The organism is Luteibacter sp. PvP120 (assembly GCF_054055715.1).
In genome coordinates this window covers 413,672-427,242 of sequence record NZ_JBSRXP010000002.1, presented here as the reverse complement: position 1 = coordinate 427,242, position 13,571 = coordinate 413,672, and the positions used below count along the sequence as shown (strand labels likewise).

Below are 13,571 nucleotides of genomic sequence, written 5' to 3'. Positions count from 1 at the left end.
CGGTGGTGCGGGGGATCAATGCGAAGGGTGCGCGGCGCTGCCGGCATCGACCACGACGGGGTGGGCGCGTGACGAGCGGTAGCAGGCCATGACATTGCCGTAGTGGAAGATGCGCCCGATCGTGTAGACCGTGATACGGGTGACGTCGCGTACGGGCTGGAAATGGCTGAGCCGGAACTCGCCTTCGTAACGCGAAGCGATCGGCACGGAGACGACGCCAATGCCGCGTTCGCGGCAGGCGGTGATCAGCAGCGCGGCCTCGAAGACGAAATGCTCCGCCGGCAGGTCAACCAGTTCGATGGCGGCACGTGGGTAGAGCCGCTGGCCGCTCTGCGTGTCGGCCACCGGTCGGCCGCAGGCCCACGAGATGCCCCAGTCGGCCACGGCATTGGCCCGGCGGCGACCCGGCGGTTGCTGGTCGCGCGCGAGCAGCCGCGCGCCGATCACGATGCTGCCCGGATAACGCCGGTTGGCCTCGAGGATCGCCGGAATGTCGGACGCGCGATGCTGCCCGTCGCCGTCCATCGTGATCACGTTGTCGATGCCCTGCCTGAGCGCTTCGCGAAACCCGGTACGCAACGCTTCGCCCTTGCCCCGCCGTGTGTCGTGGCGGAGCAGGGTGACCGGCAGCGCACCGACGATATCCGGGGTGCGATCGTCCGATCCGTCGTCGACGACGATGACAGGCAGGCCCAGTTCCAGGGCCTCGCCGACGACGCGAGCAATGGCGCGTTCCTCGTTGAGGCAGGGAATGAGGATGCAGAAGCGTTCACCAGCCGCGGTCATGCCGAGATCTCCAGATCGATATGCAGGTCAAGCCCCTGGGCGGCCGCCACTCGCAGGGCGGTGGGGCGGCCATGGGCCAGGGCGCGCAGCAGCGGCAGCGCCAGGGCGGAAGGATTGCTCGCCGCTACTGCATCCATCCATGGATCGCCCGAGGGCTCATGGGCGCTGTTGCCCACGGTGGGCATCAGGTCGAGCCGCATGGCGGAACGGTCTTCATGGGGCGACAGCACCAGTGCGCAGGCGAAGGGCCCGGTGCTGCTGGTCATCTCGCCTAGCGGCCCGGTGCCGGCGATGTCGTAGCTGGCGAGCAGCACGCTCCGGTCGTCCGCGACCGCCAGCGTGGCGGCTTCGAGCAGGCCGGCACCGAACGTAGCCTCACCGCCCGTTATCGCGCTGGAGCTGGCATGGCAGTGCGTGGCGATGGTCCAGTAACCGGCCGGGGCGTTGTGCACCGAGTTGTGGAATTTCGTCGGCGACAGTTCGGTCGGTGCGCTGGCCAGGGTGGTGCACATGTAGTCCGTGATGGCCTGGTCACCGTGCGCGGAAGCGAACACGCAGGGCAGCGAGGCGGCATCGTAGCCGCTCATCTGCACGGCCTGTCCGGCGGCGGCGGCGGCAAGCAGCACGCTTTCCGGCGCACGCCGGCGTTCGTTGGGCGGCAGGACGTCCGCCGTGGGACGCGTCGTGGCCGTTTCGGGCGCGGCACCGTCGTTGACGACGGCGAGGAAGCTCGTCCAGTTCGCCACGCCGGGTGCCCACAGGCCGACGCCCTTGACCCATACGGTCAGCGCCGCGCTCATGCCGGTTCTCCGGCGCGTGCGAATGCCAGGCATGCGTTGTTACCACCGAAGCCGAAGGAATTGCTCAGGGCGAAGCGGATATCGGCGGTCTCCCGCTGCCAGGCCATCTGCGGACCGCACAGCGGGTCCGGCACGCTCGCGCCGAGGTTGGCCGGCACGACGCCGTCGCGCATCGCGAGCAGGGTCAATGCGGCTTCGAGGATGCCGGCGGCACCCAGGGTGTGTCCGGTAAAGCCCTTGGTCGAACTGGCGCGCGTCGTGGCGGGGAAGCGGCGCGCTACCAGCGCGGCCTCGACTTCGTCGTTCTTCTGGCTGGCGGTGCCGTGCAGGTTGATGTAATCCACCTTCGTCGCCACGAGGCCGGCGCGGGTCAAGGCGTCGTCGAGGGCCAGTTCGGCGCCCAGGCCTTCGGGATGGGGCGTGGACATGTGGTGGGCATCGCTGGCCTCGCCGTAGCCGATCAACAGCGGCAGGTGCTCACCCTCCACGGCACGTTCCAGCAGGGCGAAGCCGGCGGCCTCGCCGATCGAGATGCCGGCGCGCTCCGCGTCGAACGGCTGGCACGGCGACGCCGAGACCAGTTCCAGCGAGTTGAAGCCGAACAACACGCTGTCGCATAGCGTGTCGGTACCGCCGACGACGGCGGCATCGATCAGGCCCAGCCGGATCATCCGCTCCGCGTTGGCGAACACCTTGGCGCTGGACGAGCAGGCGGTGGCGACGGTGAGGCAGGGACCCTCGAGCGCGAACGTGGTGGCGACGAAGCCGGCCAGCGAATGCGGGGTATGCAGCATGGGGCGTCGCAGGTCCGCGGGCATGCGCCCGTCGTCCAGGCGGCGGTACCCCTCTTCGGTCAGGCCGATGCTGGCGGTGGAGGTGCCCAGTAGCACGGCGACGCGGGAGGCGCCATAACGCTCGCGTGCCGCATGCACGGCACCGGCGAAACCATCCTGTTGCAGGGCCAGCCAGGCGAGCCGGTTGTTGCGGCAGTCCCACCCGGCCCATTCGGGTGGGAGGGGTTCGTCTTCGAGGCCGTCGACGCGCCCGATCCAGCACGGTAGCGGCGCGGAACTGAAGTCGTTCGGACGAAGGCCCCCTTGTGACGAGGCGATGGCGGCGGCGTGTGCGTCGAGACCGCGACCCAGCGCGGAGGTCGCCGTGTACGCGCGTATGGCGAGGGGGGGCATGGGATGAGGCATGTGAAGAGCCTATCCTTTTTAGCGCGCAGCGTCGCGTGAACGAGGGTCGCAGGGGTGCCATGTCGTTGCGTCGCGCGGCCCGAGTGGCCAGACTCCGCTGCCTATGGCCGGCTTACTCAAACCCCTCCGCCGCGGCGTCTGGCGCTACCTGAGCGATCGCGACATCCTGGTCGCGGCAGGGGTGACCCTCGTCGTCTTCGTCGGCAGCCTCGGCCTGGTCTACGTGGCGCATCTGGTCAACGTGTGGCGCATCGCATGGCGCAGTCCCGTTCTCGGCAACACGCGCCGCGCGCTGCTGATCTTCGGGCGCATGCTGGTCGAGGATCGGCCGGAGGCGGATTTCACCGGTCGCCTGGCACGGGGCCGGGACAACGTGCTGGCCGGCCGGGCCGACCGGGTCCTGCTGCTGGGCGGCAGCAGCGGCGGTTCGATCAGCGAAGCCGAGGCCGGCCGACGCTGGCTGGCCGCGGCCGGCGAGTGGCCCGCGGAGGTCGCCGTGACGCTGGAGCAGCTGTCGATCGATTCCCTCGAAAACCTGCGGCACGCGCGCGAACTCCTGCGCCCCGCTCAGGGGGCGCCGTTGCCTGCGGTCTGGCTGGTCACCAGCCGCTATCACCTGGCCCGCTGTCTGTACCTGGCGCGACGGCTCGGCTTCGATGCCGCGCCCATCGCGGCGGAGCCCCGTCTGGCGCTGTCCGGCCGCTATATCGTGCGGATGCTGATGGAAGCGGGTTACCTGATGTGGATCGACGTCGGCATGCGCTGGGCGTCGCTCACCGGCAATCGGCGGATGGCCGCGCGCATTTCCTGATGCGTCACCGTCGCGCGGCCGCGTGCCGCAGCAGGGGCGTCGCCGCGTCTTGCTAAGCTTCGGGGTATCCCTCGTAAAAGGCCCCCCGCACCATGTCCGAACAAGCCGACCTAGCCGAATCGTTCCTGCGCGGGCTGCAGGACCGCATCTGCGCCGCCGTGGAAGCCATCGACGGCACCGCGCGGTTCGAGGAAGACGCGTGGACGCGCCCCGCCGGCGGCGGTGGCCGCACCCGCGTGCTGCGCGACGGCGCGGTGTTCGAGCAGGCGGGAGTGAACTTCTCGCGCGTCTCCGGCTCGCAGCTGCCGCCCAGCGCGACGGCGCATCGGCCCGACCTGGTCGGTGGCAGTTTCGTCGCCACGGGCGTGTCGCTGGTGCTTCACCCGCGTAACCCGTATATCCCGACCACCCATGCCAACGTCCGCTATTTCGAGGCATCGAAGGAAGGCGCGGAGCCGGTCTGGTGGTTCGGCGGCGGTTTCGACCTCACGCCGTTCTACCCGTTCGACGACGACGTGCGTCACTGGCATCGCACGGCAAGGGACCTGTGCGCACCCTACGGCGACGATGTCTACGCGCGTTACAAACAATGGTGCGACGAGTATTTCTACCTGAAGCACCGGGGCGAGACGCGTGGCGTGGGCGGCCTGTTCTACGACGACGTCAACGAAGGCGGCTTTGCACGCTGCCTCGATTTCACGCGCGACGTCGGCCAGGGTTTCCTCGACGGCTACCTGCCCATCGTCGAACGCCGTCGCGACACGCCCTATGGCGAGCGCGAACGGGAGTTCCAACTCTATCGGCGCGGCCGCTACGTCGAGTTCAACCTGGTCTACGACCGCGGCACCTTGTTCGGCCTGCAATCCGGCGGGCGCACCGAGTCCATCCTGATGAGCCTGCCGCCGCGTGTCCGCTTCGAGTACGCCTACACCCCGGAAGCGGACACCGCCGAGGCCCGGCTGTCCGAATACCTCAAGCCGCGCGACTGGATCTGAGTCCGCGGTTCGGGTTACGGCGCGCTGCCCGAGAACGATTGCGGCGTCGCGCCCTCGATCTTGCCGACCTTGGCCGAGGAGCTGACATAGAGGTTGACCTCGTGCTCGAAGGTCAGCGGGCCCTGGACCACGGCATGGGGCCCGATCACGATCGTCGGGATCTTGTCGTTGCTGCTGTGCCAGCCCATCCTCGGCTTCTTCACCAGGATCCCGCCTTCGACCTTCGCGCCGCCGTCCAGCGTGATATCCGCATTGACGGTCTCGATGCCGCCGCCGACATGCGCGCCGTCGAGGGAGATCTCGCCGTTGACGTTGGACAGTTTGCCCTTGACGTCCGCGCCGCGCTCCAGCTGCACCCGGCCGTTCACGGTGTGCAGATCCTCGCTGACGCGGGTTTGCGGATGCAATGACACGGAACCGTTGACCGTGCTGACCTCCGTCGCCGTGGCGCCCTCGGCGAGGTCGATCGAGCCGTTGACCGTGCTGGCCTTTTCCACGGTGGCGCGCGCGCCGATCTTCACCGAGCCGTTCACCGTGTGCACGTCGCCAGCGGTCTGCCCGGCGTCGACCGAGGCGGTGCCATTGATCTTGCTGATGTCGTCGGCGGCCATCGCGGCGCCTGCGCCCGCCACGGAAAAGGCGATGAGGAGGGAAAGAAGGGTACGACGCATGGTGCGGCACTCCGGCAGTGGACTAGGACACCTGAGATGCGCGCGGGCGTCGTAAGGTTTAGCGTGACTTCCGACAGGGATGCCCCACGCGTGTCGAAGTTGACGCCTCGCGGGCGAGGTTCCACCATCGGATTTTTCTTCCCGACGTTGGATGCCATGTACAAGCTTGTCATGATCCGCCACGGCCAGTCGGCCTGGAACCTCGAAAACCGCTTCAGCGGCTGGGCCGATGTCGACCTGAGCGAGCAGGGCGTGGCCGAGGCCCGCGAGGCGGGTCGCCTCCTGAAGGAAGCCGGCTTCACCTTCGACGTGGCGCACACGTCCTATCTCAAGCGCGCCGTGCGCACCCTGTGGCATGCGCAGGACGCGATGGACCTGATGTGGATTCCGGTGGTTACCGACTGGCGCCTCAACGAGCGTCACTACGGTGCGCTGACCGGCCTCAACAAGGCCGAGACGGCGGCGAAGTACGGCAACGACCAGGTCCATGTCTGGCGCCGCAGCTACGACACGCCGCCCCCGGCGCTCGAGGCCGGTGCCATGGCCTTTGCCGACGATGCCCGCTACGAGGGCATCGACGTGCCGCTGACCGAGTGCCTGAAGGACACCGTGGCCCGCGTGCTGCCGTACTGGCACGAGGTGCTGGCCCCGGCGATCAGGGAGGGCCGGAACGTCCTCATGGCCGCCCACGGCAATTCCATGCGCGCTCTGGTGAAGTACTTCGACGGCATCTCCGACGACGATATCGCCGAGCTCAACATCCCCAACGGCATTCCGCTGGTGTACGAGTTCGATGCCGATCTGAAGGCCGTGAAGCACTACTACCTGGGCGACCAGGCCGACATCGAAGCCCGGATGGCCGCGGTGGCCAACCAGGGCAAGGCGAAGTAAGTCGCCCCTTACCTGACATACGTCACCTCGAAACCCTCACATCCGGCCCTGCCGTGGGGCCGGCCCCGGTCGTAAGGTGAGCCCACAGTCCACCCCTGCCGAGGCCATCCCATGCTTGCTCCCGCCGCTATCCCGTTCATCGTCGCCCCGTTGATGGCCTTCGCCGTCTACCGCCGGGTTCGTGGCAGCTTCGGGCGGCAGCCCATCCGGACGAAGCGCATGACCGCCCGCGTGGTCATTTTCGCCCTGGTCGCCTGCTTCGCGATGCTTTCGGGCCTGCAGGATATCCGGCTGGGGGAGGGGGCGTTGGGCGGCATCGTGCTGGGCAGCGCCCTGGCCCTGATCGGGCTGCGGCTGACCCGGTTCGAATCCACGCCGGACGGCGGCGACTTCTACGTCCCCAATCCCTGGATCGGTGCCGCATTGACCGCCTTGCTGGTGGGCCGCATGGCCTGGCGTTTCCTGGTGCTGGCCCCGGTCGTGGAGGGCGCGGTGCCGATGGCGGCCCACACGCCGCCGCCGGGGAACAGCCCGCTGACCATGCTGGTGGTAGGACTGACCCTGGGCTACTACGCGGCGTACTACGCCGGCATCCTGCTGCACCACCGCCGCTTCAAGCGGCTGGCTCCCGCCGTCTGATCGTCAACGACGCCGTCAGAGGGCGTCGTTGTCCAGTTCGCCGGTGCGGATACGCACCACCTGGTCGAGCTGGCTGACGAAGATCTTGCCGTCGCCGATCTTGCCCGTGCGGGCCGCGGCCTGGATCGCCTCGACCACGCGCTCGATCTGGTCGTCGGCCACGGCCACCTCCAGCTTGATCTTGGGCAGGAAGTCGACCACGTACTCGGCACCCCGGTAGAGCTCGGTATGGCCCTTCTGCCGGCCGAAACCCTTGACCTCCGTCACCGTGACGCCCTGGACACCGACCTCGGCGAGGGCCTCGCGGACGTCGTCCAGCTTGAACGGCTTGATGATGGCGACGACCAGCTTCATGTAACACTCCTGAAGGGCACGTCCGGCTACCGGCGCGCAGGCGGTCATTGTGCCATCCGCGATCGGTTATCGTCTGCCCGAGGCATTTTGTAGGGGAAACCCTACACGCCGTGTAGGCGTAGGCCTATAGCGCCTACAAATGAATCACCTAAACTTCTTTCCACGACATCGGGGTGCGCAAGATGGATGTGCAGGGTATCGATCAACTCGCACAGCGGTTGGCATCGTTGGTTCCGCCAGGGTTGGCGCAAGCGCGTGAGGATATGCACGCCAACTTCAAAGATATTCTGGCGCAGGGACTACGCCGCCTCGATCTCGTTACTCGTGAAGAATTCGATGTGCAGAGCCAGGTGCTGGCTCGTACGCGAGAAAAGCTCGACGCTCTGGAAAAGCGCCTCGCCGACCTGGAAGTCAGCGTAGCGCAGCACGGCCAGCCAGGAAGGCCGTAAGGCCCGGGACCGCCCCTGATCCGTCACCCTCACCCCGAGAGCGGTCGGGGGCGGTTATTTTTCCCACGCCGGGCACAAGGAGAGGCTAATGAGCGCCGGATCCCTACAGGATCGCAGACGTTCGCCTCCCACCGGTTTGCGTAACCGGTTACGATATCCCTTGTCATGAGCCTCGCCGTCACCTTATCGCGCGCGCAGGAAGGCGTTACCGCGCCACAGGTCATCGTCGAGGTGCACCTCTCCGGCGGGCTGCCGTCCACCTCCATCGTCGGGCTTCCCGAGGCCGCCGTACGGGAAGCGCGCGATCGCGTCCGCGTGGCCATCCAGAACACCGATTTCGAGTACCCCAGTCGCCGGGTCACCGTGAACCTGGCGCCCGCCGAACTGCCCAAGGACGGCGGCCGGTTCGACCTGGCCATCGCGCTGGGTATCCTCGCCGCGGGCTCGCAGGTGCCGCGGGAACGCCTGGACGACTGCGAGTTCCTGGGCGAGCTGGCGCTCTCCGGCGAGTTGCGGGCCGTGCCCGGCATCCTGCCGGCACTGATCCGCGCCCGGCGCAGCGGTCGTCGCATCGTGGTGCCGCTGGCCAATGCCGCCGAGGCGGCCCTCATCGGCGAGGGCGACGTGCTGCTCGCCGGCAGTCTTGCCGAGGTCTGTGCCTGGTTGCGCGGCCAGGTGGAGCTCGTCAGTCCGGCGGCCGCGGATTTCCACGACCAGCCCGCCTGCGGCCCGGATATGCGCGACCTCCGGGGCCAGTACCAGGCACGCCGGGCGCTGGAGATCGCCGCGGCTGGCGGCCACCACATCCTGCTGATCGGTCCGCCGGGCACGGGCAAGACCATGCTGGCCGAACGGCTGCCGGGCATCTTGCCGCCCATGACCGAATCGGAGGCGCTGGAAAGCTGTGCCATCCGTTCGCTGTCCGGCGAAGCCATCGATCCGGCCTGCTGGCGCCGGCGGCCTTTCCGGGCACCGCACCACACCGCCTCGGGCGTTGCCCTGGTCGGCGGCGGCTCCAGCCCGCGGCCGGGTGAAATCTCGCTGGCGCACAACGGCGTTCTGTTCCTCGACGAACTGCCCGAATTCAGCCGGCACGTCCTCGAAGTCCTGCGCGAACCGCTCGAGTCCGGACAGATCGTCATCTCGCGGGCGGCCCGTCAGTCCACGTTCCCCGCCGAGTTCCAGCTCGTCGCCGCCATGAACCCGTGCCCCTGCGGTTACTCCGGCGATCCGCTACACGCCTGCCGCTGCACGCCCGACCAGATCCATCGGTATCGCGGGCGCATCTCCGGTCCGTTGATGGATCGCATCGACCTCTGCGTGGAAGTACCCCGCGTGCCCATCGCCGAGTTCGCGGCCATGCGTGGTCCACGAGACGACGACAGCGCCACCGTGCGTGCGCGCGTGATCAACGCCCGCGAGAAAGCGCTTCTGCGCGCCGGGCAGGCCAACGCGGAATTGAGCGTGGTCAACCTGGAGCGCGACTGCGCCCTGCCATCGGCGGAGCGGGAATGGCTGCAGGAAACCCTGGACACGATGGGTGCGTCGGCGCGGGCGTACCACCGGATTCTGCGCGTGGCGCGGACCATCGCCGATATGGAGGGCGGGGCGGGGTGTGTGGAGCAGTCGCATCTGGCTGAGGCGCTGCATTACCGGCGGTTTTGAAAAAGTCGATCAGGCAGACAGCCATGTCTTATCCATGGCTGGTTTCGCTTATTCCCACGACGCAAGCAGGTATGCTCCGCCGCTTGCTTGCCCGTCGGCATGAGCCGTCGTATCTGATGCTCCAAGGAGAAAACATGCGTCGCATTCACTGGCTTGCCCTCGCCACCCTGGTCATGGTCTCACCGACGTGCTTTGCCGCCAGTTTCGACTGCGCGAAGGCCAGCACACCGACCGAGAAGACGATTTGTGCCGACAGCGCCCTGTCCAGCCTCGATACACGGCTTCAGCAAGCCTATAAGGACGCGATGGCCGCCGCCGCGCCTTCGAGCAAGCCAACGCTCGTCACCGAACAGCGTCACTGGAATCGGTACGTGCGCGACGTATGCACGGATGGCACATGCCTCACGCGTGCCTACGAGGCTCGTATCGCCATGCTGTCCACGAACGACAAGTACATCGCCGATACATCGAAGTGCGACATTCCCGAGGGGAAATCGTGCCGCAGCGTCATCACGATGCGCGATACGGGGGCTCGCGTGGATGCGTTCAACAAGTCGTTGGCGGAGAACAAGAAGCCCGGTCGGATCCTCGGGTGCGACAGGCTTATCGACCTGCCCAGCGGTACGTCCGGTGGCAATCACAGTTATGGTGCCCTCTGTACGCTGCAGACCGGTTCCGCGCGCCAGCGTGTGCGCATCTGCAATGACGAGATGGTCGGCCACTTTGCTCTGGAACCGTCGACCGACGACTCAGCAACAGCCTTGCGTGAGTTTACCAACAGTCAGTGTTTCGGAGGCTGACGAACCCGTTCCATCCACCGATTCATCGAGCATCAGGAGTTACGATCATGACGGACATGACCACCGACCAGCTGCGCACCATGCTGTTCTCCACTGAGAACGGCAATAACGCGTCGGCACTCAATACCTTCAGCTATGCAGGCGGCGACAAGAGTTCTTATTCGTTTGGCATGCTGCAGTTCGATGTACGCACCGACCATGGTGGCGTCCAGGATTTCCTGCGCGAAAACGGGTTTTCGCAGCAGCAGATTCAGGCCCTGTCGCAGCATGGTGGGCTCAGCCAGCAGGAGCTTTCCGGCCTGAACGCCCAGCTCCAGGCGATTCCGCAGGCAAGGCTCGATGCATTCACCAACTCGCAGCTCGATGTGGCCGCCAGTCGCGTCAGCGATGTCGTCGATCGAGTCCAGCAGAAGAACCCCGCCGTGGGTAACGCCATCGCGGCCGACCCGGCGTTGCAGCTGGCCCTTGCCGACTACGACAACCAGTTCACCATCAGCGGCATAGACAACGCAGCGGCGCCGAAGAATTCGATGCTCGCATACCTGGCAGGCAACCCGGTAACGCTTCCAGGCGGAACAGTGCAACTGCATGGCGACACGATCACGCGCGAAGACATCCAGACGTTCATCAACGCGACGCGCTATGGTGTGGACCATCCTACCTCGGTGGCCAATCGCGAAACGCGGCTTGAAAACGCATTGACGGCTATGCACCTCGGCACCGGCCAGAGTCAGCCGCTACCCGGTGCGCCTGCCGCCCCTGGTCCGTCATCGGCAGGGACCGTACGGGACGCTACCCTGCGCGAGGGCATGCACGATGACGCCGACGTCCGTGCCATGCAAACTGCGTTGAGCACGCTAGGCTACAAGGACGCCCAGGGCCGCCCACTGCATGCGGATGGCGACTTCGGGCCGGCAACGCGCCATGCCGTCGAAGCGTTCCAGCGCGATCACGCTCTGTCAGCCGACGGCGTTGCAGGCAAGGACACCCTGGGCGCCTTGGGCGCGGCCAGCGTGCTACGCAGCACGGTAGCGGGCAACGACATGCAGGCCGCCACCATGGACCAACCCGGCCACGCCGGCAACGCGATGTATACGCAGGCCCTGGCGGCGGTCCATCGCGTCGATGAAGCACACGGGCGCACCCCCGACCAGCAAAGTGCGAACTTTGCCGGCTCGCTCGTCGCGAAGGGTCAGGCGGAAGGCTTGAGTCGTATCGACCAGGTGGTTCTGAGTGAGGATGGCACCCGCGCATGGGCCATCCAGGGCGAGCTGAACTCGCCTTTCAGGCGTGTTGCGGAGGTGGAGACAGCGCAGGCAGTCAATACCCCGCTTGCCCGGAGCACACAGGCATTCGAGGAGGCGAATGCGAGGCAAGGCCAGGCGCCGGGGCTTGCCGCTCCGCAAGAGCAGACCGAACAGCAAGCGGTCCGCCAGCCGGCCGTTGCACCGGGCATGTAGGCTGCACCACCTTAAACTTATTTCATGTACTGACCAGTTGACGAATGCCGCGACCGCGCGGATAATTCTGTACCAGGCGGTTCTCTAATGAACTGCTTGCCCCGCTCCGGTGCTGGAACCCCTCCCTCCCCCCGCTCCAGCACCGGGGCCCGGCCTTTATCTTCACCAACGATTCCCTATGCTCTTCTTTAACGGCCCGCCTTCGGCGTTGGCCGTTTTTTCTTTCCAAGGCACAGGGAATCACATGGGACTCGAACTCGGCATCCTGCTGACATTGATGCTTGGCATCGGCTTCCTTTGCCAGTGGGTGGCCTGGCGGGTGCGCCTGCCGGCGATCCTCTTTCTGCTCCTGGCCGGCATCTTGGCCGGACCCGTGACTGGATTGCTCAAGCCGGACAAAGTCATGGGCGACCTTCTCTTCCCCGTGGTGTCGCTGGCGGTGGCCGTGATCCTCTTTGAGGGCAGCCTTACCCTGCGCTTTAGTGAATTGAAGGGCATCGGGAACGCCGTCCGCGGTCTGGTCACCTACGGCGCGGTTATCGCCCTGCTGCTGCTGGCTGCGGCGGCGCACTGGATCGGCGGGCTCAGCTGGGAGCTGGCGCTACTGTTCGGCGCGCTCACCTGCGTCACCGGGCCGACCGTCATCGCGCCCATGCTGCGCACGGTAAGGCCCAATGCGCGCATCGCCAATATCCTGCGGTGGGAGGGCATCGTCATCGACCCGATCGGCGCGCTGTTCGCCGTGCTGGTGTACGAGGCGATCGTGTCGCACCGCGAGGGCCACTCCATCCAGGTCTTCCTCGGCACCATCGCGTGCGGCGCGATCGTGGGTGGCTTGTCGGCGCTGATCCATGGCACGTTGCTGCGGCGCCACTGGATACCCGAGTACCTGCAGAACTTCGGCACACTGGCTGCCGTACTCGCGGCATTCACCCTGTCCAACACGTTCGCGCACGAATCGGGCCTGCTGGCGGTGACGATCATGGGCATCGCGTTGGGCAACATGCGTGATGTGCACATCGACGACATCATGGATTTCAAGGAGCACCTGACCACGCTGCTGGTCTCGATGCTGTTCATCCTGCTGGCGGCGCGACTCGACTGGCCGCTGCCCGACGGCGCGCTGCTGGGTGGCGTGCTGATCTTCTTCGTCGCGCAGCTTTTCATCCGGCCGTTCTCGGTGTTCCTGGCCAGCCTGGGCAGCGGATTGTCGTGGCGCGAACGGGCGCTGATCGCCTGGGTGGCGCCGCGGGGCATCGTCGCGGCGTCGGTGTCGGCTCTGTTCGCCATTCGCCTGGAGAAGGCAGGGATGGCCGGTGCGGACAAGATGGTGCCGCTGGTCTTCCTCATGATCATCGGCACGGTGGTGTTCCAGAGCGCCACCGCTCGTCCGCTGGCGCGCTGGCTGAAGGTCGCCGATCCGGAGCCGCGCGGCGTGCTGATCTACGGGTCCGACATCGTGGCCCTGGAGATCGCTCGCTCGCTTGCCGCCATCGAGGGGCTGCGCGTCGTGGTGGCCGACGATGACTGGAACGGCATTCGCACGGCGCGGATGGCGGGGCTGTCCACCTTCTTCGGTAATCCATCGTCGCAGGCGGCGGATCGCAACCTGGACCTCGCGGGCATCGGCCACCTGCTGGCGGTGTCGACGCATCGCGAGCTCAATTCGCTCGCCAGCGTGCACTACCGCGAGGAATTCGGCCGCGACAAGGTGTTCCGCTTGCGCAACCTGTCGATCGAGGAAAGCCATGGCCGCGCCTCCCTCGCCGGCAGCCTGGTGGCCACGGCGCTGTTTGCCGAAGACATGACCCACGCGCGGTTCGCCGAGTTGCTGCACGAGGGGTGGCGGATCAAGTCCACGCGCATGACCGAGACCTTCGACTGGCCGCACTTCATCGAGGAATACGGCTCGCGTACCGTGCCGCTGTTCGGCGTGGAAGAGAGGGGTGACCTGCGGATCGCGTCCGGCAAGCACTCGCTCGAGCCTCGCCCCGGCTGGACGGTGATCGCGCTGGTGCCGCCGCCGCGCTGACCCGTTGCTGGGCGCCCCC

14 protein-coding genes are annotated in these 13,571 nt (G+C 66.8%); 9 read left to right on the top strand and 5 right to left on the bottom strand.

What is annotated here, in order from left to right; all coding sequences use genetic code 11:
• Nucleotides 1–15: 15 nt before the first annotated feature.
• Genes ACVKN3_RS05810 through ACVKN3_RS05800 form a run of 3 tightly spaced genes read right to left on the bottom strand, consistent with a single transcriptional unit; the run spans nt 16 to nt 2,773 of the window.
• Entirely contained in the window at nt 16–786 is a 771-nt protein-coding gene (locus tag ACVKN3_RS05810) for a glycosyltransferase family 2 protein (protein WP_036138337.1), read from the bottom strand.
• Nucleotides 783–1,586 (bottom strand): beta-ketoacyl synthase chain length factor, encoded by an 804-nt coding sequence (locus ACVKN3_RS05805; RefSeq protein WP_285404333.1) that lies wholly within the window; start codon nt 1,584–1,586, stop codon nt 783–785. Before ACVKN3_RS05805 ends, ACVKN3_RS05810 begins: the two co-directional genes overlap by 4 nt.
• On the bottom strand, nt 1,583–2,773 hold the full coding sequence (locus ACVKN3_RS05800; RefSeq protein ID WP_036138332.1) for a beta-ketoacyl-[acyl-carrier-protein] synthase family protein: 1,191 nt from the start codon (nt 2,771–2,773) through the stop codon (nt 1,583–1,585). The genes ACVKN3_RS05805 and ACVKN3_RS05800 overlap by 4 nt, the downstream gene beginning before the upstream one ends.
• A 115-nt stretch (nt 2,774–2,888) precedes the next feature.
• Between ACVKN3_RS05800 and ACVKN3_RS05795 the strand changes: the two genes are divergently transcribed.
• Nucleotides 2,889–3,596 (top strand): YdcF family protein, encoded by a 708-nt coding sequence (locus ACVKN3_RS05795; RefSeq protein ID WP_354513607.1) that lies wholly within the window; start codon nt 2,889–2,891, stop codon nt 3,594–3,596.
• Nucleotides 3,597–3,688: 92 nt separating this feature from the next.
• A complete protein-coding gene (hemF, locus tag ACVKN3_RS05790; RefSeq protein ID WP_354513609.1) occupies nt 3,689–4,591 on the top strand; it encodes an oxygen-dependent coproporphyrinogen oxidase in 903 nt (300 codons plus the stop codon).
• A 14-nt stretch (nt 4,592–4,605) separates the two neighbouring features.
• Here the strand turns inward: hemF and ACVKN3_RS05785 are convergent, their stop codons facing one another.
• A complete protein-coding gene (locus ACVKN3_RS05785) occupies nt 4,606–5,262 on the bottom strand; it encodes a DUF4097 family beta strand repeat-containing protein (protein WP_354513611.1) in 657 nt (218 codons plus the stop codon).
• A 156-nt stretch (nt 5,263–5,418) separates the two neighbouring features.
• Between ACVKN3_RS05785 and gpmA the strand changes: the two genes are divergently transcribed.
• Both gpmA and ACVKN3_RS05775 read left to right on the top strand, forming a co-directional pair.
• Nucleotides 5,419–6,153, top strand: coding sequence for a 2,3-diphosphoglycerate-dependent phosphoglycerate mutase (gpmA, locus tag ACVKN3_RS05780; RefSeq protein ID WP_036138325.1), 735 nt, complete (start codon nt 5,419–5,421; stop codon nt 6,151–6,153).
• A gap of 111 nt (nt 6,154–6,264) precedes the next feature.
• The gene (locus tag ACVKN3_RS05775) at nt 6,265–6,792 is read left to right on the top strand and encodes a DUF1453 domain-containing protein (RefSeq protein WP_285404327.1); all 528 of its coding nucleotides are present in this window, start codon (nt 6,265–6,267) and stop codon (nt 6,790–6,792) included.
• A 15-nt stretch (nt 6,793–6,807) separates the two neighbouring features.
• Here ACVKN3_RS05775 and glnK read toward each other — a convergent pair whose 3' ends face one another.
• On the bottom strand, nt 6,808–7,146 hold the full coding sequence (glnK, locus tag ACVKN3_RS05770) for a P-II family nitrogen regulator (protein ID WP_036138319.1): 339 nt from the start codon (nt 7,144–7,146) through the stop codon (nt 6,808–6,810).
• A gap of 182 nt (nt 7,147–7,328) precedes the next feature.
• On the opposite strand from glnK, the gene ubiK reads away from it, so the two are divergent.
• From ubiK to ACVKN3_RS05745, 5 genes are all read left to right on the top strand, one after another.
• On the top strand, nt 7,329–7,595 hold the full coding sequence (ubiK, locus tag ACVKN3_RS05765; RefSeq protein ID WP_081916803.1) for a ubiquinone biosynthesis accessory factor UbiK: 267 nt from the start codon (nt 7,329–7,331) through the stop codon (nt 7,593–7,595).
• 165 nt (nt 7,596–7,760) lie between these two features.
• Entirely contained in the window at nt 7,761–9,260 is a 1,500-nt protein-coding gene (locus tag ACVKN3_RS05760; protein WP_354513614.1) for a YifB family Mg chelatase-like AAA ATPase, read from the top strand.
• Nucleotides 9,261–9,394: 134 nt separating this feature from the next.
• Nucleotides 9,395–10,060, top strand: coding sequence for a lysozyme inhibitor LprI family protein (locus ACVKN3_RS05755; RefSeq protein WP_354513616.1), 666 nt, complete (start codon nt 9,395–9,397; stop codon nt 10,058–10,060).
• A 47-nt stretch (nt 10,061–10,107) separates the two neighbouring features.
• Nucleotides 10,108–11,520: a peptidoglycan-binding domain-containing protein gene (locus ACVKN3_RS05750; RefSeq protein ID WP_354513618.1), complete on the top strand. Its 1,413-nt coding sequence runs from the start codon at nt 10,108–10,110 to the stop codon at nt 11,518–11,520.
• Between the two features lie 244 nt (nt 11,521–11,764).
• Nucleotides 11,765–13,552 (top strand): cation:proton antiporter, encoded by a 1,788-nt coding sequence (locus ACVKN3_RS05745; protein WP_354513620.1) that lies wholly within the window; start codon nt 11,765–11,767, stop codon nt 13,550–13,552.
• Nucleotides 13,553–13,571: the final 19 nt, after the last annotated feature.

Coding starts and splice junctions, on each gene's coding strand:
- ACVKN3_RS05785 (WP_354513611.1), bottom strand. CDS start 5,262: ATGCGTCGTACCCTTCTTTCCCTCCTCATCGCCTTTTCCGTGGCGGGC.
- ACVKN3_RS05750 (WP_354513618.1), top strand. CDS start 10,108: ATGACGGACATGACCACCGACCAGCTGCGCACCATGCTGTTCTCCACT.
- ACVKN3_RS05775 (WP_285404327.1), top strand. CDS start 6,265: ATGCTTGCTCCCGCCGCTATCCCGTTCATCGTCGCCCCGTTGATGGCC.
- gpmA (WP_036138325.1), top strand. CDS start 5,419: ATGTACAAGCTTGTCATGATCCGCCACGGCCAGTCGGCCTGGAACCTC.
- ubiK (WP_081916803.1), top strand. CDS start 7,329: ATGGATGTGCAGGGTATCGATCAACTCGCACAGCGGTTGGCATCGTTG.
- glnK (WP_036138319.1), bottom strand. CDS start 7,146: ATGAAGCTGGTCGTCGCCATCATCAAGCCGTTCAAGCTGGACGACGTC.
- ACVKN3_RS05745 (WP_354513620.1), top strand. CDS start 11,765: ATGGGACTCGAACTCGGCATCCTGCTGACATTGATGCTTGGCATCGGC.
- ACVKN3_RS05810 (WP_036138337.1), bottom strand. CDS start 786: ATGACCGCGGCTGGTGAACGCTTCTGCATCCTCATTCCCTGCCTCAAC.
- ACVKN3_RS05800 (WP_036138332.1), bottom strand. CDS start 2,773: ATGCCCCCCCTCGCCATACGCGCGTACACGGCGACCTCCGCGCTGGGT.
- ACVKN3_RS05755 (WP_354513616.1), top strand. CDS start 9,395: ATGCGTCGCATTCACTGGCTTGCCCTCGCCACCCTGGTCATGGTCTCA.
- ACVKN3_RS05805 (WP_285404333.1), bottom strand. CDS start 1,586: ATGAGCGCGGCGCTGACCGTATGGGTCAAGGGCGTCGGCCTGTGGGCA.
- ACVKN3_RS05795 (WP_354513607.1), top strand. CDS start 2,889: ATGGCCGGCTTACTCAAACCCCTCCGCCGCGGCGTCTGGCGCTACCTG.
- hemF (WP_354513609.1), top strand. CDS start 3,689: ATGTCCGAACAAGCCGACCTAGCCGAATCGTTCCTGCGCGGGCTGCAG.
- ACVKN3_RS05760 (WP_354513614.1), top strand. CDS start 7,761: ATGAGCCTCGCCGTCACCTTATCGCGCGCGCAGGAAGGCGTTACCGCG.